19 protein-coding genes and 1 pseudogene are annotated in these 17,686 nt (G+C 57.6%); 12 read left to right on the top strand and 8 right to left on the bottom strand.

Annotation, left to right across the window (positions count from 1 at the left end):
* Nucleotides 1-31: 31 nt before the first annotated feature.
* The 3 genes and pseudogenes from HMPREF3140_RS27055 to HMPREF3140_RS07580 all read right to left on the bottom strand — a co-directional run.
* Nucleotides 32-199, bottom strand: a pseudogene (locus tag HMPREF3140_RS27055) (molecular chaperone); the annotation flags it as partial.
* Between the two features lie 194 nt (nucleotides 200-393).
* Nucleotides 394-975 carry a fimbrial protein gene (locus tag HMPREF3140_RS07575; RefSeq protein WP_004145710.1) on the bottom strand — a complete coding sequence of 194 codons (582 nt, stop codon included), beginning with the start codon at nucleotides 973-975 and terminating at the stop codon, nucleotides 394-396.
* 701 nt (nucleotides 976-1,676) lie between these two features.
* A complete protein-coding gene (locus HMPREF3140_RS07580; RefSeq protein WP_004174747.1) occupies nucleotides 1,677-3,197 on the bottom strand; it encodes an acetaldehyde dehydrogenase ExaC in 1,521 nt (506 codons plus the stop codon).
* 263 nt (nucleotides 3,198-3,460) lie between these two features.
* On the opposite strand from HMPREF3140_RS07580, the gene HMPREF3140_RS07585 reads away from it, so the two are divergent.
* On the top strand, nucleotides 3,461-5,248 hold the full coding sequence (locus HMPREF3140_RS07585; protein WP_032412177.1) for a sigma-54-dependent Fis family transcriptional regulator: 1,788 nt from the start codon (nucleotides 3,461-3,463) through the stop codon (nucleotides 5,246-5,248).
* Between the two features lie 82 nt (nucleotides 5,249-5,330).
* Here the strand turns inward: HMPREF3140_RS07585 and HMPREF3140_RS07590 are convergent, their stop codons facing one another.
* Nucleotides 5,331-6,239, bottom strand: a complete 909-nt coding sequence (locus tag HMPREF3140_RS07590; RefSeq protein ID WP_070552904.1) for a LysR family transcriptional regulator — start codon at nucleotides 6,237-6,239, stop codon at nucleotides 5,331-5,333.
* Between the two features lie 103 nt (nucleotides 6,240-6,342).
* Here HMPREF3140_RS07590 and HMPREF3140_RS07595 point away from each other — a divergent pair, with 103 nt between their 5' ends.
* From HMPREF3140_RS07595 to HMPREF3140_RS07605, 3 genes are all read left to right on the top strand, one after another.
* Nucleotides 6,343-6,948 (top strand): FMN-dependent NADH-azoreductase, encoded by a 606-nt coding sequence (locus tag HMPREF3140_RS07595; RefSeq protein ID WP_004212889.1) that lies wholly within the window; start codon nucleotides 6,343-6,345, stop codon nucleotides 6,946-6,948.
* A 75-nt stretch (nucleotides 6,949-7,023) separates the two neighbouring features.
* The gene (locus HMPREF3140_RS07600) at nucleotides 7,024-7,323 is read left to right on the top strand and encodes an ArsR/SmtB family transcription factor (protein WP_002914277.1); all 300 of its coding nucleotides are present in this window, start codon (nucleotides 7,024-7,026) and stop codon (nucleotides 7,321-7,323) included.
* A 7-nt stretch (nucleotides 7,324-7,330) separates the two neighbouring features.
* Entirely contained in the window at nucleotides 7,331-7,876 is a 546-nt protein-coding gene (locus HMPREF3140_RS07605) for a rhodanese family protein (RefSeq protein WP_004185349.1), read from the top strand.
* Here the strand turns inward: HMPREF3140_RS07605 and lpxO are convergent.
* Nucleotides 7,857-8,759 carry a lipid A hydroxylase LpxO gene (lpxO, locus tag HMPREF3140_RS07610; protein ID WP_002914281.1) on the bottom strand — a complete coding sequence of 301 codons (903 nt, stop codon included), beginning with the start codon at nucleotides 8,757-8,759 and terminating at the stop codon, nucleotides 7,857-7,859. The two genes, HMPREF3140_RS07605 and lpxO, sit on opposite strands and share 20 nt — an antisense overlap.
* 205 nt (nucleotides 8,760-8,964) lie before the next feature.
* Here lpxO and HMPREF3140_RS07615 point away from each other — a divergent pair, with 205 nt between their 5' ends.
* Nucleotides 8,965-9,144, top strand: a complete 180-nt coding sequence (locus tag HMPREF3140_RS07615) for a hypothetical protein (protein WP_002914284.1) — start codon at nucleotides 8,965-8,967, stop codon at nucleotides 9,142-9,144.
* Nucleotides 9,145-9,216: 72 nt separating this feature from the next.
* Here the strand turns inward: HMPREF3140_RS07615 and stpA are convergent, their stop codons facing one another.
* Nucleotides 9,217-9,618, bottom strand: a complete 402-nt coding sequence (gene stpA / locus HMPREF3140_RS07620; RefSeq protein WP_002914287.1) for a DNA-binding protein StpA — start codon at nucleotides 9,616-9,618, stop codon at nucleotides 9,217-9,219.
* A gap of 728 nt (nucleotides 9,619-10,346) precedes the next feature.
* Between stpA and alaE the strand changes: the two genes are divergently transcribed.
* Nucleotides 10,347-10,796 (top strand): L-alanine exporter AlaE, encoded by a 450-nt coding sequence (gene alaE, locus HMPREF3140_RS07630; protein ID WP_002914289.1) that lies wholly within the window; start codon nucleotides 10,347-10,349, stop codon nucleotides 10,794-10,796.
* Between the two features lie 85 nt (nucleotides 10,797-10,881).
* Here the strand turns inward: alaE and HMPREF3140_RS07635 are convergent, their stop codons facing one another.
* The gene (locus tag HMPREF3140_RS07635; RefSeq protein WP_002914291.1) at nucleotides 10,882-11,244 is read right to left on the bottom strand and encodes a DUF2002 family protein; all 363 of its coding nucleotides are present in this window, start codon (nucleotides 11,242-11,244) and stop codon (nucleotides 10,882-10,884) included.
* Between the two features lie 149 nt (nucleotides 11,245-11,393).
* Between HMPREF3140_RS07635 and HMPREF3140_RS07640 the strand changes: the two genes are divergently transcribed.
* On the top strand, nucleotides 11,394-11,741 hold the full coding sequence (locus tag HMPREF3140_RS07640; protein ID WP_002914293.1) for an ElaB/YgaM/YqjD family protein: 348 nt from the start codon (nucleotides 11,394-11,396) through the stop codon (nucleotides 11,739-11,741).
* A 143-nt stretch (nucleotides 11,742-11,884) separates the two neighbouring features.
* On the opposite strand, the gene HMPREF3140_RS07645 is transcribed toward HMPREF3140_RS07640, so the two are convergent.
* The gene (locus tag HMPREF3140_RS07645) at nucleotides 11,885-13,237 is read right to left on the bottom strand and encodes a MocR-like pyridoxine biosynthesis transcription factor PdxR (protein ID WP_004149442.1); all 1,353 of its coding nucleotides are present in this window, start codon (nucleotides 13,235-13,237) and stop codon (nucleotides 11,885-11,887) included.
* An 88-nt stretch (nucleotides 13,238-13,325) separates the two neighbouring features.
* Between HMPREF3140_RS07645 and HMPREF3140_RS07650 the strand changes: the two genes are divergently transcribed.
* From HMPREF3140_RS07650 to nrdF, 5 genes are all read left to right on the top strand, one after another.
* Complete coding sequence (locus HMPREF3140_RS07650; RefSeq protein ID WP_004151037.1) at nucleotides 13,326-13,757, top strand: carboxymuconolactone decarboxylase family protein; 432 nt, start codon at nucleotides 13,326-13,328, stop codon at nucleotides 13,755-13,757.
* Nucleotides 13,758-13,940: 183 nt separating this feature from the next.
* A complete protein-coding gene (nrdH, locus tag HMPREF3140_RS07655; protein WP_002914320.1) occupies nucleotides 13,941-14,186 on the top strand; it encodes a glutaredoxin-like protein NrdH in 246 nt (81 codons plus the stop codon).
* On the top strand, nucleotides 14,183-14,593 hold the full coding sequence (nrdI, locus tag HMPREF3140_RS07660) for a class Ib ribonucleoside-diphosphate reductase assembly flavoprotein NrdI (RefSeq protein ID WP_002914321.1): 411 nt from the start codon (nucleotides 14,183-14,185) through the stop codon (nucleotides 14,591-14,593). The genes nrdH and nrdI overlap by 4 nt, the downstream gene beginning before the upstream one ends.
* Nucleotides 14,566-16,707, top strand: a complete 2,142-nt coding sequence (gene nrdE, locus HMPREF3140_RS07665) for a class 1b ribonucleoside-diphosphate reductase subunit alpha (RefSeq protein WP_070552905.1) — start codon at nucleotides 14,566-14,568, stop codon at nucleotides 16,705-16,707. Before nrdI ends, nrdE begins: the two co-directional genes overlap by 28 nt.
* A gap of 10 nt (nucleotides 16,708-16,717) precedes the next feature.
* The gene (gene nrdF, locus HMPREF3140_RS07670; protein WP_070552906.1) at nucleotides 16,718-17,680 is read left to right on the top strand and encodes a class 1b ribonucleoside-diphosphate reductase subunit beta; all 963 of its coding nucleotides are present in this window, start codon (nucleotides 16,718-16,720) and stop codon (nucleotides 17,678-17,680) included.
* Nucleotides 17,681-17,686: the final 6 nt, after the last annotated feature.

The raw sequence follows: 17,686 nt of genomic DNA on the forward strand, positions 1-17,686 counted from the left end.
TACCCGAAATCTGATTTATTCAACAAAGCCCCCACGACTGCACCAGATAGGGCGTATGGGTATCGGCATTGGTGACTGAAATAGCGGCTTCACGCTTCCCTTCCTGATAAATCACACGGGTTCCACCCATGACAATACCGGCCTGCGCTGCCGTGGTACACAGCAGAAAAGCCGCAACGGCAATTATTTTCTTCATCATGACTTACCATCAGGTAAAAGTTGAACAGACAACAAAATAAAGCAGTGAATAACAGAGCCAGTACTCGACGGGATAATTAGCAAAAACAACTATACCGTCACGAATATATTTCGTGACTTCATGACAATTAACACTTTAGCTATCTGTAATTAATCAAGACGCAGTGGGCTGACTCTGAATAACGCGCAATTAGATCAGTTATAAATCATATTGAAATTAGCTGTACCGTCGGCTTTACCTGCCGTCACGGTCGCCGCGGTGGAGATATAGTCGGCGTAAAACTCGAGGTCGGCAGAGCCGGTGCCGCCGCTGGTACCCGGAGTGACCGTCTGTTTGGCTGACGTTTTACCGAGGCTGACAGCCGTCGACCGATCGTGCTCATACAGCTTAATCGCTACGCCGCTGGCGCCGCCGTTGATGGCCAGCAGGGAGTTATCAGACTGATCGCGCGCGCCGTCAAACAGCACGGCGACCGTAGTCACGCTGGCCGGGCAATCTTTCACTTTGATATGGAAGGGGGTTTTGGTGGTTTCAAAACCAGTGCCGGTAAAATAGTTGCTGGCCCATTTGCCCAGATCAACCTTCTGGCCATTAGAACTACTATCGACGTTGCAAGAGCTGTCGGTGATTGACCCATTGAAGATGACCTGCCCGCCGGCGCCTTCCGAACTGGTGCCCGAGTCAGGATTGATAGTGTTGGCCGCGGTAGCCTGCAAGGCTACGCCAGAAAGCAGCGCTCCTATGAGGATGGTTATAAAGCGAGGTTGTTTTTTCATTATTTATCTCATCGTTAACGAACATATTTTCCATCATCGACAATAGCCCTAAAGCTATCACGAAACGGCTCGTCAGCTCCTCCCTGTAAATGTACGTTGCGTTCCTTCCGCAGGATATTAGGCACATCCCCCTCTACTCTGCCTTATTTCGCCAATAGATGGCCATGAATAACAAAAAGAAGAAAAAAGAGTTATTTTGATGTGCGAAATAAATATATTACCCGAAGTATCAAAAGGCAACCCGGGAAGATGTTAACTATAAGTTAATAGCTATGCTCGCCATATATTTAATTTTTGAAATGGCTTTTCAATGTTAATTTACATATCTATACAAAAGAAATTCAAATACCTTTAAACAACAACAGATCAATTCAATTAACAAATTTAAAGACAGTTGTTCAAAAATTCGTCTTGTTTTATTGTGCGCTCGTCAGAGCGTACACAAAAATTAGGAATTTTCCTGGTATTAATATTCATAATTTCTACACAAACGGCGCCAGGGTGCGCCACCTCCACCCGCTAATCCCTTATTATGGAAGTGTTTTTATTTTCAAGTGAAAGCCAATACATAAGTGACATAAATACATGGGCGCTGCCGCCGGCAAAATAACCACCCTCTTCGAATGGTTATTTTGAAGTTAAAAAAAATCCGCAACCCGAATGGATTGCGGACTGAGGATCGGTCAGAAATGAGATGGACTTCAGAACAGGCCCAGCGGCGCGGTGCCGTAGCTCACCAGCAGGTTTTTGGTTTGCTGATAGGCATCCAGCGCCATCTTGTGCGTTTCCCGCCCGACGCCGGACTGTTTATAGCCGCCGAACGCCGCATGCGCCGGGTAGACATGATAGCAGTTGGTCCACACGCGACCGGCTTTAATGCCGCGACCCATGCGATAGGCGAGGTTGGTATCCCGCGTCCACACCCCGGCGCCGAGACCAAACTGGGTCTCATTGGCGATAGCCAGCGCTTCCGCTTCGTCCTTAAAGGTGGTCACCCCGATCACCGGCCCAAAGATCTCCTCCTGGAAGGAGCGCATATCGTTGCGACCTTTAATCAGCGTAGGCTGAATATAAAAGCCATTATCCAGCGCCGGCGCGATAGCCGCCCGCTCGCCGCCGGTCAGAATTTGCCCACCCTCTTCCCGGGCAATCTGAATATAGGAGAGGATCTTGTCGAACTGCTGGCGGGAAGCCTGAGCGCCGATCATGGTGTCGGTATCTAACGGATCGCCGCGGCGGATCTGCGCCACCTTCTCCATGACCCGTGCCATAAAGGGCTCATAGATGGATTCATGGATCAGCGCCCGCGACGGGCAGGTACAGACCTCACCCTGGTTGAAGAAGCCGAGCACCAGCCCCTCCACCGCCTTCTCAATAAATTCCTCTTCTCCGTCCATCACGTCGGCGAAGTAGATGTTGGGCGATTTCCCCCCCAGCTCGACGGTGCAGGGGATAATATTTTCCGCCGCGCAGGCGAGAATATGCCGCCCGACCGGCGTGGAGCCGGTAAATGCCAGCTTGGCGATACGCTTGCTGGTGGCCAGCGCCTCGCCCGCCTCTTTGCCGAAACCCTGCACCACGTTAAGCACCCCGGCCGGGAACAGATCGCCGATCAGCTCCAGCAGCAGGGTAATGCTTAGCGGCGTCTGTTCCGCCGGTTTGAGCACCACGCAGTTCCCCGCCGCCAGGGCCGGGGCCAGCTTCCACGCGGCCATCAGCAGCGGGAAGTTCCACGGGATAATCTGCCCGACCACCCCCAGCGGTTCATGGAAATGATAGGCCACCGTGGTTTCGTCAATCTCGGCGGTGCTTCCCTCCTGAGCGCGCAGGCAGCCGGCGAAGTAGCGAAAATGATCCACCGCCAGCGGCAGGTCAGCATTCAGGGTTTCGCGGATCGGTTTCCCATTGTCCCAGCTCTCCGCCACCGCCAGATATTCCAGATGCTGTTCAATACGATCGGCGACCTGTAGCAGCAGCCTGGAGCGCTGTTGCACTGAGGTTTTACCCCACGCCGGCGCCGCGCGATGGGCGGCGTCGAGGGCGAAGTCAATGTCTCTGGCATCCGAGCGGGGAAACTGCGCAATGTTGCTGCCGTCGACCGGCGAAGTATTCATAAAGAATTCACCGCTCAGCGGCTCGACAAATCTACCGTCAATAAAGTTGCCGTAAGCCGATTTAAATGAAACCACGGCGCCGGGCTGGCCAGGATGTGCATAACGCATCGCAAATCTCCTTCTGTAGGGTTGAGACGCAGCGGCATATTGATTTTTTAAATTTGCCGCCGAACGCTTCTCACTTTGCAGGGGTTATGCCAGTTTTTTATTTTCTTTAAATATTTTTATTTATTAATACGTTGCCTTCACTAACCGAGCAGATGGTCAGCCACTGTCGCACGGGTTTCCACTTATGTGTTGCAAATCGCAACACCAAATAAACCAAATGGCTACAATATTGCAACACAGCAACATCGACCCAGAGGTGCCCTGTGGCAGGCAATCCCTTTATTCTCGCACCAGAGGTTAATGCGAATCCCCTGCTGAGCGATTCGTGGTCTCGCTGCCAGCGCTACGGGCTGGATCCCGCCACCGAGGATTTTCCCCGCCTCGGCGCCGGCGAGCTGGCGGACCGGCTCGCCAGCCACCGCTGCCTGCAGCAGCTGGCGCAGCCGGTGGTGGAAGCCCTGTCGCGCCAGGTCGCAGACCTGCAGTCGGTGGTGATCCTTTCCGACCCCGACGGCCTGGTGCTGCATACTCTCGGCGATACCCAGGCGCTGCAAAAGGCCCAGCGCGTGGCGCTGGCTCCCGGCAATCTGTGGAGTGAAAGCGGGCGCGGGACCAACGCCATCGGCACCGCGCTGGCGATTGACGATGGCTGCGAGATCGATGGCCGTCAGCACTTTCTTACCCGCAACCAGAATCTGTACTGCGCGGCGATGCCGCTCCAGCGACCGGACGGAAGCATCGCCGGGGTGCTGGATATCTCCGGCCCGGCGAATTTTCCCCACCAGCACACCTTTGGCTGGGTAAAAGCGGCGGCAAAGCAAATTGAATATCTGTGGGTGAAACAGAGTCTGCATCCTGAGCAGTGGCTGATGAGCCTGCACCGGCAGGTGGACAAACTCGACAGCGTCGAGGAGCTGCTGCTGGTCTTTTCCGACAACGTCCTCACCGCCGGCAACCGGCTGGCGATGCGCGAGTTCGGCCTGAGCGCGGCGCAGTTTGGCCAGCTCACCTTTGCCTCGCTTTTTCCGACGCTGACGCAAACGGCGGTCAGCGTCCCGCTGCCGCTGACCACGCCGCAGGGCCGCTACCACTATCGCCTGCGGGAGCCCACCCGCCGCCGGGTGGCGGTAAGCGCCCCGCCGGCCATGCATCTCCCCTTTACCAGCCCGCGCGAAGGCGAAAAGCTGCTGCGGCTGCTCAACGCCGGCATCGCCCTGTGCATTGAAGGAGAAACCGGCAGCGGCAAAGAGTATGTCAGCCGCACGTTGCACCGGCACAGCCGCTGGCGCAGCGGTAAATTTGTCGCCATTAACTGTGCCGCCATTCCGGAATCGCTGATCGAATCCGAGCTCTTCGGCTACCAGCCGGGGGCGTTTACCGGCGCCAGCAAAAATGGCTATATCGGTAAAATCCGCGAGGCTGACGGCGGGGTGCTGTTTCTTGATGAGATCGGCGATATGCCGCTGGCGCTGCAGACCCGCCTCCTGCGCGTCCTGCAGGAGAAAGAGGTCGCTCCGCTGGGCGCCAGCCGCAGCGTGCCGGTGAATTTCGCCTTGATCTGCGCCACCCACCGCAACCTGACCCAGCGGGTCAGCGCCGGAGAATTCCGTGAAGATCTGCTGTGGCGCCTGCGGGAATACGCCCTGGCGCTGCCTCCGCTGCGCGAGTGGCCGGCGCTGGAAACCTTTATCGCCACCCTGTGGCACGACCTGGGCGGTGCTTCACGCCGGGTGACGCTTTCAAACGCGCTGCTGGTTCACCTCAGCCAGCTGCCGTGGCCGGGAAACGTACGCCAGCTGCAGAGCGTCCTGAAGGTAATGCTGGCTCTCGCCGATGAGGGCGACACGCTGACGCCCGACGCGCTGCCGGAGGCGTATCGCGCCACGCCTGCGCCGTTGCCGCGCGGGGGATTGCAGGCCCATGATGAGCAGTTGATTGTCGATACCCTGGCCAGGGTCAACGGCAACGTCAGCCGGGCGGCGCAGATACTGGGTATCGCCCGCAGCACGTTGTACCGCCGTGCCGCCCGTGCCGGACGGCCTCGTCGCTGAGGCTATGGCGTAAAGCGCGCCGGTAGCTTGCACGCTGTCGGAAAACCTCCGCCGCCATAGATGGCGGTTATATCTCTCTGCGCTAACCAGGTGTTGCGGTAAGAGGTAGCCCTTCCCGCAGGGCATCGATCGCCGCCCGCGTTTTTTGCGGCAGCCACGGCCCCTCCGGCCATACCGCGTGGATGGCGAAACGCACCTGAGCGCTGGGCGCCAACACCTGCTGCAATGTCCCATCGGCAAGCGCCTGCGCCACCAGCCAGTCCGGCAGCCAGGCGATGCCCATCCCCTGCTGCACTGCCGCCGCGATGGCGGCAAAATCATCCTGTATCAGCCACGTCTGCGGACTGAAGCGCACGTCGCCCTGCTGCGGGTCATACAGTTGCCATTTTTGCAGCTGGCCGTTGTGCAGATAGCCGAGGGTACGGTGCTCGTTCAACCCGGCAATAGTCTGCGGCGCTGGCTGCTGGCGCAGGTACTCCGCCGCCGCGCACAGCACCATGCCGTGCTCTCCCAGCGCACGGGCCCGCAGCGACCCGGTATCGGCCAGGCTCCCGATACGCACCGCAAGATCAAACCCCTCCTCCAGCAGATTGACCTGCCGGTCGCTGTAGTGGAGCTCGAGCTTCAGTAACGGATAGCGCTGGCTGAGGCGGAACAGCAGCGGTGCCACGCAGCGCTGGCCAAACAGCACCGGCAGCGACACCCGCAGCCGCCCCTGCGCCTCATCTTTGCCGCGCTGCAGCGTCTCTTCGGCCTCGCGGATGCGCTCCAGCGCTTCCCGGCACTGGAGATAGAATTGCTCCCCCTCTTCCGTCAGCAGTTGCCGTCGGGTGGTACGCTGGAATAACGCCACGCCGAGACGCGCTTCCAGCCGGGCAATGGTTTTTCCCACCGCCGAACGCGTCACATGGAGGATCGCCGCCGCGCTGGCAAAGTTGCCGCTCTCGACCACGGTGACAAATACCGGGATCGCATTCAGATCGTCGCGCACAGATTGGTTCCTTACGGGATACAATAGGGAAAAATAATGTCACTCCTGAGACAAAAAAGACAGTGTTAGTCTTTGCTTCTATCTTTCATTTGAGGCACTCATCATGGCTAACGTTCTGGTTTTAAAATCCAGCATTAATGGCGAAACATCCCTGACCAATCAGTTGATTAACGAATTTCTCGCGGCGCGCCAGGCGGCGGGACACGGCGATCGGCTCACCGAACACGATCTCAGCGCCATGGCGCTGCCAACGCTGGATCGCCCCCTGTTCGCCGCCCTGCGCGGGGCAGTGGATCCGCAGCCTGCTATCCGCGAGGCGGTCGCCCTCTCCGACCAGCTTATCGCCGAGTTAAAGGCCAGCGACCTGCTGGTGATCGGCGCGCCGATGTATAACCTCAACGTCCCGACCGATCTTAAAAAATGGTTCGACCTCGTGGCGCGGGCGCGGGAAACCTTTCGCTACACCGAGAGCTGGCCGCAGGGGCTGGTGGAGGGCGTCCGGGCGGTGGTCGTCAGCAGCCGCGGCGGTATTCACCAGGGAGAAACTACCGACGCCGTCACGCCCTATCTGCGCGCGGTACTGGGGCTGATGGGGATCCAGGAGGTGGAATTTATCTATGCCGAAGGGCTGGACAATCGCCCGCATGGTCGCGACGCCGGGATCGCCAGCGCCCGGGCGCAGATTGCCCGGCTCGCCGTTCCGGCCTGAGTCGTGGAGAAATTGTGCTGGCGCTGGCGGCCTTTTTATTTTAGAGTTATCTAAATTTAGAAAAAGCTAAAATAAATGACCACACCTGAAGACCTGCAGGCCCGCGCCGGAGAAGCCGCCGCGCTGATGAAAGCGATGAGCAATCCTCACCGATTGCTGATCCTGTGCATGCTGTGCGATGCGCCCAGGGCCAGCGCCGGCGAACTCGCCCGGGCTACAGGGCTGAGCCCCTCCGCCACCTCGCAACACCTCGCGCGGATGCGTGACGAGGGGCTGATCGACAGCGAGCGCGACGCCCAGCGTATCCACTATTTCATCACCCACCCTGCGGTACAGCAGGTGATCAATACGCTGAAAACGCTCTATTGCCCGTGAGGATCCTATGACCATCGCCACCTTAACTCCCGCCGAGGCCCAGGCGCAGATTGCCCAGGGCGCCAGACTGATTGATATCCGCGATGCGGATGAATATGCGCGCGAACATATCCCCGATGCCGAGCTGGTGCCGCTCGCCACTCTGACCAGCGGTGCGCCCCTCAATGCCCGGGCCGGAGAGACGGTCATCTTTCACTGCCAGGCGGGTTCCCGGACGCAGAATAATGCGATTCGTCTGGCCGCGGCCGCCGCGCCGGCGCAGGCCTGCCTGCTGGCAGGAGGAATTCAGGCGTGGAAAGCCGCGGGGTTGCCGGTAGTGGAAGATTCATCACAGCCGCTGCCGCTGATGCGCCAGGTGCAAATTGCCGCTGGCGTCCTGATTTTACTGGGGGTGCTGCTGGGCTATACCGTTAACGGCGGCTTTTTCCTGCTCAGCGGCGCGGTCGGCGCCGGGCTCACCTTCGCCGGCGTAACCGGCTTTTGCGGCATGGCGCGTCTGCTGGCGACCATGCCGTGGAACCGGCGCCAGGGGGTTAAAACGCGCTCCAGATAAGCCAGGCAATGCCGCCGAAGAGCAGCCATTTGACGATGTAATAGACCGTCTTATTCCATTTTTTCAACCGCTTACCAACAATACGGATCTGGTAAATATAGCGAAACGCCCGGTTAATCCCGCCGGTGCGATCGCCGATATCGTTGGGCGCCGAAGCGGCGCTCATCAGATGGCGTCCCAGCCAGTGGTTAACTTTCTGCGCCCAGCGGTAGCGCATCGGCCGTTCAATATCGCAGAACAGAATCAGGCGATTCTCACCACTGGTATTTTCCGCATAGTGGATATAGGTCTCGTCAAACAGCACGCCTTCTCCATCGCGCCAACTGTAACGCTGGCCATCCACCTCGATAAAGCAGCGGTCATCGTTCGGCGTTGCCAGGCCCAGATGAAAGCGTAGCGAGCCGGCGTAGGGGTCACGATGGCGCGGCAGACGGCTACCGTCCGGCAGAGTGGCGAACATGGCCGCTTTCACCGACGGGATATCGCGCAGCAGCGCGGTAGTTTGCGGACAGAGCTGGCTGGCGGAAGGATGGGCATCCTCATACCATTTCAGATAAAAGCGTTTCCAGCCGGTTTTGAAAAATGAGTTAAACCCGGCATCGTTATATTTATCGGCCGCTTTAATCTGCTCCAGCTGCTGAAGGTGGAGACCTTCGTCGCGAATAACCTGCCAGTTTTGCTGCAATATCGCCAGCTCGGGAAACATCTCCGGCCGCAGATAAGGCGTATTCGGCACGCGGGAAAATAAATACATAAATCCATTCAGCGGCGCGGTAAATGTGGAATGGTCGGAGAGCTGCCGCCAGAAACGATAGCGCACCCGTCCGCGGTAATGGACATACAGTACAGCAATAACAATGATCAACAGAATGATATACTTCATGGTGTCTTTCCTGACCTGATTGGTGGTAACCCTACCCTCGCCGTCCCCCTTTCTCAGCAGCGGTATGGCGCCAGCAAAACATTAACAATATTAATACATATAACTCCAAATTGTTTTAACAAAAAACAGCACGCCCGGTGTTCAGTGAGCGGGCGTTGAGCTATGGTTTAGGTTTATCCATGGTGTTAACAGTGAGGAGTGAATTATGTTTGCTGTCGGCGATCTGGTACAACCCCGAGCGGGCGGACCAAAACTGAAAGTGGTGGAAGTGCAAGGGGAGCAACTGGTGGTGGTTCAGGCCGCACAGGAGCAGGGAGAGCGCTATTCGCTGAAGTCGGACGAGGTCACGCCGTATCAGGAAGAGGGAGACTTCGGCGTCTGCTAAAGCCCCTCGCTTAAAGTCATAAGGCCAGGCCGGTGGGTCCCTCCCCACCGGCCTGGCGCTGGCCCGTAGGCGTTAAATTAAAAAGCTATCCAGCGATTTACCCTGGGCGACAGCCTCGGCAATCGGCTTCGGCATTCTTCCCTGTCCGGTCCAGGTTTTCTCTGCGCCAGTATGATCGGTATAACGATATTTCGCCGGGCGCGGTTGACGCTTTTTGCCTCCCGCCTTTGGCGGCTGAATATCGGCCACCAGCTCGTCAGGAGAAATACCGTCGGCGCGCATCAGTTCAAGCCAGGTATTCACTTTCTCCTGATATTCAGCCTGCTGCTGAGCTGCCTGCTGCTGTTGCGTACGTTTTTCTTCAGTGACGATCCTGAGCTTTTCCAGCATCTCTTCAAGCACGTCAATGGAGAATTCACGGGACAGGGCACGCAGTGAACGGATATTATTCAGTTTGTGTAACATTGAAGACATAAAATTAAAAAATTCCAAATAGCAAATTAAAAGATACAACGCGGCAAGTGTAATAGAAACGTTTATTTATTTCCAGCCTTCGGTTGTCCAGATAAATATATAAGGTGGATATTAGCGGTTATCCCCTGGAACTATATTGGCAAATACCTGAGCCTTTTTCATAAGCACAGGCAAAAAAGAGAATGAATAAATAAAAAAGGCAGAATGACGGGAAAAACCACCGTTCTCGCCAGGAATATTAGCTTTATGGTCAGCGGGTTACCTGCTGTTCATACGTGGCCGCACTGATACATACCTTTGGCCACAGTGAATAGTTAATCAGAAAATGGGAATAAAACAACAATTCGCAATTCAGAATTTTTCACCATAAAAACGCGACTTACGGCATAAAAAATCCTAAAAGAGAGCGGAATCACACACTCGCGTGATGTTGCGCCATGGTTGGCTATCAGGCGCCGTTCCCTCGGCCAGTCTCGATTTCGCAATCAAGAGTAACACATTGATAAATACTGATATTTTCAAAAACAGGAATAAAAGTAGCGTAACGAACAAAAAACAAACCAGCGCAGAGTATTTTATCGACAAAAAGGCTATAAATAAAAATTTATAGCTAGTTGCCACTTTTAATGCAGAGATATACTCTACGCACATCAAAACAGGCAGCCCAAAAACGCTATACCAACGCGCATTTTTCGGCGTTAATGACTTCATTTTCGAGGAGCACTCCGATGTTCTCTGCGCACTCCCGCTTGCGGCATGCGGTTGCAGACACCTTTGCGATGGTGGTTTACTGCACCGTCGTCAACATGATGATCGAAATTTTTCTCTCTGGTATGACGTTTGAGCAGTCGTTATCGTCGCGTCTGGTGGCGATCCCGGTCAACATTATTATTGCCGTACCCTATGGGATTTATCGCGATTTCGCCATGCGTCAGGCCCGGCGCATCAGCCCGGCCAGGTGGATGAAAAATATGGCCGACGTGCTGGCCTACGTCACCTTTCAGTCGCCGGTGTATGTCGCTATTCTGTGGAGCGTGGGTGCTGACTGGCACCAGATTGTCGCCGCGGTGAGCTCGAACCTGGCGGTATCGATGATGATGGGCGCCGCCTACGGCTACTTCCTCGACTATTGCCGCCGCCTGTTCCGCGTGGCGCCCTATCAGCAGGCGAAGGCCTGACCAACGCGTTAGCAGCGACTGGCTCTGCCAGTCGCCTCTTCCCGCCAGCCCGCCTCGCCTGGATCCTTAAATGCCTATCGGCGTATTAATTCGTCGACATTGCCGGCTGGGCTTCGCCAAATAGCCCATTCAGAAAACGCTCAAGCGCCATGCGTGAGCTAAATCCATGCGGAATACCATAATGTTGTTGCGCATCCCCGGCTAAATACAGCGGAAACTGTTCATAATGATCACAGGTTTTGATATCTGAAGCCGGTTCGGCCAGCATATTGCTGCGCTCTTTTAACGCCGGATGAATAACTAACGCTGTTCGCCCCATGCGCGCTTCGCGGTTCACATAAACATAATTATCGCCGCGGCGATAGCCGTACGCTTTTTGCGTCACAACATCCATGGTGAAGCCGGCTTTTTCAAGAACACGCGCCACCTCATCGGGTCTTAAATACATACTGATTCCTCGTTATCTTTTACCGCACATTGACCTTACCTTATTCATTAAGGACAGTGCTTTCGGAAAATTCCAGAAACCACAACAGTAAGCATAATTCAAAATCTTGTCCTACACTTACTCACTCGATGGAATTAAGGGAGATAACGATGGCTAACCATGTGAACCGCAACAATTTTGACGAGAACGCCGAAGATATTCATAACGATGTCAGCCAATTAGCGGATACGCTGGAAGAGGTGCTGAAATCATGGGGCAGTGACGCCAAAGAGGAAGCGGAAGCGGCGCGTGTCAAAGCGCAGTCGCTGTTAAAAGAGACTCGTGCCCGCCTTAATGGCCACAACCGGGTGCAGCAGGCGGCGCTGGATGCGCGCCAGGCAGCGTGCGATGCGCTGGGCTGTGCCGATACCTACGTGCGCAATAAACCGTGGCACAGTGTGGGCGCCGCCGCCGCCGTCGGGGTATTTATTGGCGTATTGCTCAATTTACGTCGATAATAGCTTAAGCGTCGGCTGCCGCCGCGCGATTGGCGCGCGGTAGCCCGCGAGCTTTACGGAAGGCAATGAAGATAACAAATACGCGTCAGCCCCTGCGCGCCTCTGGCCGCAGGGGTTTTTCTCCTTCCCCGACTTAAGCGCCATCAAATCGCGATCGCCTCTCTCAGCCGTCGGGCAAGTCCGTCAGCCATCGCCGGCGAACGTATATTGGTAAAACTCATCAATAATCCCCCCTCGCCCGCGTGGCGAATCCGCCAGTCGCTCAGCGCCTGCACCGCCAGCCCGGCCACAACCGCCCGCCGCGCGAGCAGCCGATCGTCGCCGCTGACCGACATAACCAGTTGAATTCCCCCCAGCTGCGGCGTGACCTGAAAGCCCTGCGCCTGCAGAGCCGACTCCAGCCACTGTCTACGCTGGCTATAGCTGGCACGCATTTTCTTCAAATGACGCCAAAAATGTCCCTGCTGGATAAAATCCGCCAGCGTCTGCTGCCACAGGGTGGGAACGGTGCAGGATTGGCGCTCCGCGGTCTGGTGAAAACGCGCCACCAGCGGGGTCGGCACCACCAGCCAGGCGGTGCGCAGCGCCGGGAACATCGACTTACTGAAGGTGCCCGCGTAGATGACCCTCTGCGGCGCATCAAGGCTTTTCAGCGGCGGCAGCGGTTTGCCGTGATAGCGAAACTCGCTATCGTAATCGTCCTCAATGATCCACGCGTCGCGCTCCGCGGCCCACGCCAGCAGCTGGCGGCGTCGGGGAAGCGACAGCGCGACCCCCAGCGGACTCTGATGGGCTGGTGTGAGCAGGGCAAATCGCGCCTGCGGGTGATGACGCTGGCCCCAGCCGACGTCCATCCCTTCGTCGTCCACCGGAATCGCATCCACCGCCAGCTGCCCAGCCTCGACGACCGGCCGGATAAAGGGATACCCCGGATCTTCCATCCACATATGCTGTCCCGGCTGCGCCAGGGTACGCAGGATAAGGTTCATGGAGGCGGCATAGCTGCCGGTGATCAACACCTGATCCGGCTGACAGTCGATACTGCGCGACAGGCGTAGATAATCGACGATAGCCTGGCGCAGAAGCGGATCGCCGCCGGGATCGCCGGGTGCAAGATCGAACCGCGACTGCGTCCGCAGCCGACGCCCCATCACCCGCGCCCACTGCCCGCGCGGAAAGAGATCCAGCGCCGGCAGCCCCATCTGAAACGGCAGCGGCTCCGTCGGCGCGGCCGGTTGCACTGGCGGTACCGGCGCCAGCTGGCGCGGGCTGAGCCGCTCGCTGACAAAGGTCCCCGCCTGCCCACGCCGCTCGAGCCATCCCTGGGCGACCAGCTCTCCCCAGGCGTTTTCGATGGTCGCCCGGGAGACGCCCTGCTCCTGAGCGTACACCCGGCTGGCGGGCAAACGGCTGCCCGGGGTCAGTTCGCCACGTTCAATCGCCGATTTCAACTGGCGGGCAATACGCTGATAAAGCGGGAGGTTAATTGCTTCCATTATGGTCTGCTTTTTTCATCACAATATGGCTATCTTTTGCAGTCCATTATAGTGCTATTTTGGCTGCCGTCTTAGAGAGGAGAACACCATGAACCAATTACGTCAGCCATTCAGTGAACTGAGCCCGGAAGTCTATAAAGGGCTGGTACAGGCCAGCATCGCGCTTGAGAAAAGCGAGCTGGGCAACGCCCTGGTAGAGCTGGTTTATTTACGCGTCTCGCAGATCAACGGCTGCGCCTTCTGTCTTGAGAAACATAGCCAGGCGCTGCGCAAAGGCGGCATGGCGCAAAGCAAACTGGATGCCCTTGCGGGCTGGCGGGTAAGCGCCCACTTTACTCCGGCCGAACGCGCGGCGCTGGCTTGGGCCGAGTCGGTCACCGACATTGCCGCCAGCCATGCGGAAGATGAGGTTTACCAGCCGCTGCGCGAACATTTTACCCCGCGTCAGATAAGCGATCTGACCTTCGCCGTCAGTCTGATGAACGCCTTTAACCGCCTCGCCGTGGCCATGCGCCTGTAGTTCCGCACAGCCTCCCCCCTCCTCCGCCGATCTATCCCGGCGGGGGACTCGCTTGCCAAAAACGCTATATATTGAGTGGTTGAAGTTTTAAATAACTACATCTAGTATTTCCTTATCGAATGGCCCACTACGTTCGACGCTATGTTTAGCGCCGTGCTGTTATCTTAAATGGAAATACGAATCATGCGCATTATTATTTACACTCGAAATGACTGCGTGCAGTGCCATGCCACCCGGCGAGCCATGGAGAGCCGGGGACTGGCCTTTGAAATGGTCAACGTCGACCAGCAGCCGGATGCCGCCGACACCCTGCGCGAGCAGGGATTTCGCCAGCTGCCGGTGGTGATCGCCGGTGAGCTGCGCTGGAGCGGCTTCCGCCCGGATATGATCAATCGCCTGCGCCCCTCCTTTACGGCGGCCAGCGCATGAGCCTCATCGTCTACTTCTCCAGCCGTTCGGAGAATACCCATCGCTTTGTGCAGCGCCTGGGGCTGCCGGCGGTGCGCATCCCGCTGAACGAGCGTGAACATCTGCGGGTAGACGAGCCCTATATTCTCATCGTTCCCAGCTATGGCGGCGGCGGCACCGCCGGCGCGGTACCGCGTCAGGCGATCCGCTTTTTAAACGACGTGCATAACCGCCAGCTGATCCGCGGAGTGATTGCCGCCGGCAATCGCAACTTTGGCGACGGCTGGGGGCGTGCCGGAGATGTCATCGCGCAAAAATGCGCCGTGCCCTATCTCTACCGCTTCGAGCTGATGGGAACCCCCGACGATATCAACACCGTGCGTAAAGGAGTCAGCGAATTTTGGCAACGACAACCGCAGAACGTATAACCGCCGCCGTGGATTTTCACGCCCTCAACGCGATGCTGAATTTGTACGACAGCGAGGGCCGCATCCCGTTTGAGAAAGATCGCCAGGCGGTTGAGGCCTTTATGGCGACCCAGGTTCAGCCCAACGCCCTCACCTTCCCCAGCCAGGAGGATAAGCTCAGCTGGCTCGTCAGCGAGGGCTATTACGATCCGCAGGTGCTGGCCGGCTATGACCGCGGGTTTGTGCTGGCGTTGTTCGCCCATGCCCGGCGCGCTCCGTTTCGCTTTCAGACCTTCCTCGGCGCCTGGAAGTTCTATACCAGCTATGCGCTGAAGACCTTTGACGGCAAGCACTACCTCGAGGATTTCGCCGAACGCAGCGTGATGGTGGCCCTGACGCTGGCCCGGGGCGATGAACAGCAGGCGCGGCAGCTGACGGAGGAGATACTCAGCGGCCGCTTTCAGCCCGCCACACCGACCTTCCTTAACGCTGGCAAACAGCAGCGCGGGGAGCTGATCTCCTGCTTCCTGCTGCGTATTGAGGATAATATGGAGTCCATCGGCCGGGCGGTGAACTCGGCGCTACAGCTGTCGAAGCGCGGCGGCGGGGTGGCCTTTTTACTCTCCAACCTGCGCGAGGCCGGGGCGCCGATCAAGCGCATCGAAAACCAGTCTTCTGGGGTGGTGCCGGTGATGAAGATGCTGGAGGACGCCTTCTCCTATGCCAATCAGCTCGGCGCCCGCCAGGGGGCGGGTGCGGTCTGGCTGCATGTTCACCATCCCGATATTTTACGCTTTCTTGATACCCGGCGTGAAAATGCCGATGAGAAAATCCGCATCAAAACCTTGTCGCTGGGGGTGGTGATCCCTGATATCACCTTCCAGCTGGCGAAAGAAGATGCGCAGATGGCCCTGTTCTCGCCTTATGACGTCGAACGGCTGTACGGCAAACCTTTCGCCGATTGCGCCATCGGCGACCTCTATCCGCAGCTGGTGGCCGACGAGCGGGTCCGCAAGCGCTGGATCCGCGCCCGCGACCTGTTCCAGCGCCTGGCGGAGATTCAGTTTGAATCCGGCTACCCGTACATCATGTTTGAAGACACCGTGAACCGCGCCAGTCCGGTGGCCGGGCGGGTCACCATGAGCAATCTGTGTTCGGAGATCCTGCAGGTCAGTACGCCGTCCGCCTATAATGAAGACCTCAGCTATGCGCATATCGGGGAAGATATCTCCTGCAACCTCGGCTCGCTGAACATCGCCCATACCATGGACTCGCCGGATTTCGGCCGCACAATCGCCACCGCGGTGCGCGCCCTGACCGCCGTGTCCGACATGAGCGACATTCAGTCGGTTCCCTCGGTGGCGGCCGGCAACGCGGCCTCCCACGCCATCGGCCTGGGGCAGATGAATCTGCACGGTTACCTGGCGCGGGAGGGCATTGCCTACGGCAGCCCGGAGGGGCTGGACTTCACCAATATCTACTTCTACACCGTGACCTGGCACGCGCTGCACACCTCGATGCAGCTGGCCCGCGAGCGCGGCCAGCGCTTCGCCGGCTTCCAGCAGTCGCGCTACGCCAGCGGGGCGTACTTCGACAAATATCTGCAGGAGGAGTGGCAGCCGAAAACCGAACGGGTGCGCACGCTGTTCGCCCGCGCCGGCATCTCTCTGCCCGACCGGGAAAGCTGGCGCCAGCTGCGCGACGATGTCATGCGCTATGGCATCTACAATCGCTATCTGCAGGCGGTGCCGCCCACCGGCTCGATCTCGTACATCAACCATGCCACCTCCAGCATTCACCCGATCGTCTCGAAGATTGAGATCCGCAAAGAGGGGAAAACCGGGCGGGTGTACTACCCCGCGCCATTTATGAATAACGACAATCTGGCCCTCTACCAGGATGCGTATGAGATAGGGCCGGAGAAGATCATTGACACTTACGCCGAGGCGACGCGCCACGTCGACCAGGGGCTGTCGCTGACCCTGTTCTTCCCCGATACCGCCACCACCCGCGATATCAACAAGGCGCAAATTTACGCCTGGAAGAAAGGCATCAAGACGCTCTACTACATCCGTCTGCGCCAGCTGGCGCTGGAAGGCACTGAAATTGAAGGCTGCGTGTCCTGCGCGCTGTAAGGAGAACAGGATGACCCATTTAACGCGCGTCAGCGCAATCAACTGGAACCGCATTGATGACGATAAAGATCTTGAGGTCTGGAACCGTCTCACCAGCAACTTCTGGCTGCCGGAGAAAGTGCCGCTGTCGAACGACATTCCCGCCTGGCAAACCCTCAGCGCGGCGGAGCAGCAGTTGACCATTCGCGTCTTTACCGGATTGACCCTGCTTGACACCATTCAGAACACCGTCGGCGCCCCGGCGCTAATGGCGGACGCCTTAACCCCGCATGAGGAGGCGGTGCTGTCGAACATCAGCTTTATGGAGGCGGTTCATGCCCGCTCTTACAGCTCCATCTTTTCCACGCTGTGCCACAGCAAGGAGGTGGATGCCGCCTTCGCCTGGAGCGAAAGCTGTGATCCCCTGCAGCGCAAGGCGCAGCTGATGCTGGGTTACTATCAGGCCGACGAGCCGCTGAAGAAAAAAATCGCCAGCGTGTTCCTCGAATCCTTTCTCTTCTACTCCGGCTTCTGGCTGCCGATGTACTTCTCCAGCCGGGGAAAGCTGACCAACACTGCGGATCTGATCCGCCTGATCATTCGCGATGAAGCGGTGCATGGCTATTACATCGGCTACAAGTACCAGAAAAGACTGGATATCGTCAGCCCCGGCAAGCGCGAAGAATTGAAAAATTTCGCCCTCGATCTGCTGATGGATCTTTACGACAACGAACTGGCCTACAGCCGGGAGCTGTACGGCGAGAGCGGCTGGTTCGACGACGTCAGCGCTTTCCTGTGCTACAACGCCAACAAAGCGCTGATGAACCTCGGCTACGAGGCGCTGTTCCCGGCGGAGATGGCGGCGGTCAATCCGGCAATCCTCGCAGCGCTGTCGCCCAACGCCGACGAAAACCATGACTTTTTCTCCGGTTCCGGCTCCTCCTACGTGATAGGAAAAATGGAAGAGACCGCCGACGACGATTGGGACTTTTAACCGTAC

The organism is Klebsiella sp. HMSC16A12 (assembly GCF_001808265.1).
Lineage (GTDB): Bacteria > Pseudomonadota > Gammaproteobacteria > Enterobacterales > Enterobacteriaceae > Klebsiella > Klebsiella pneumoniae.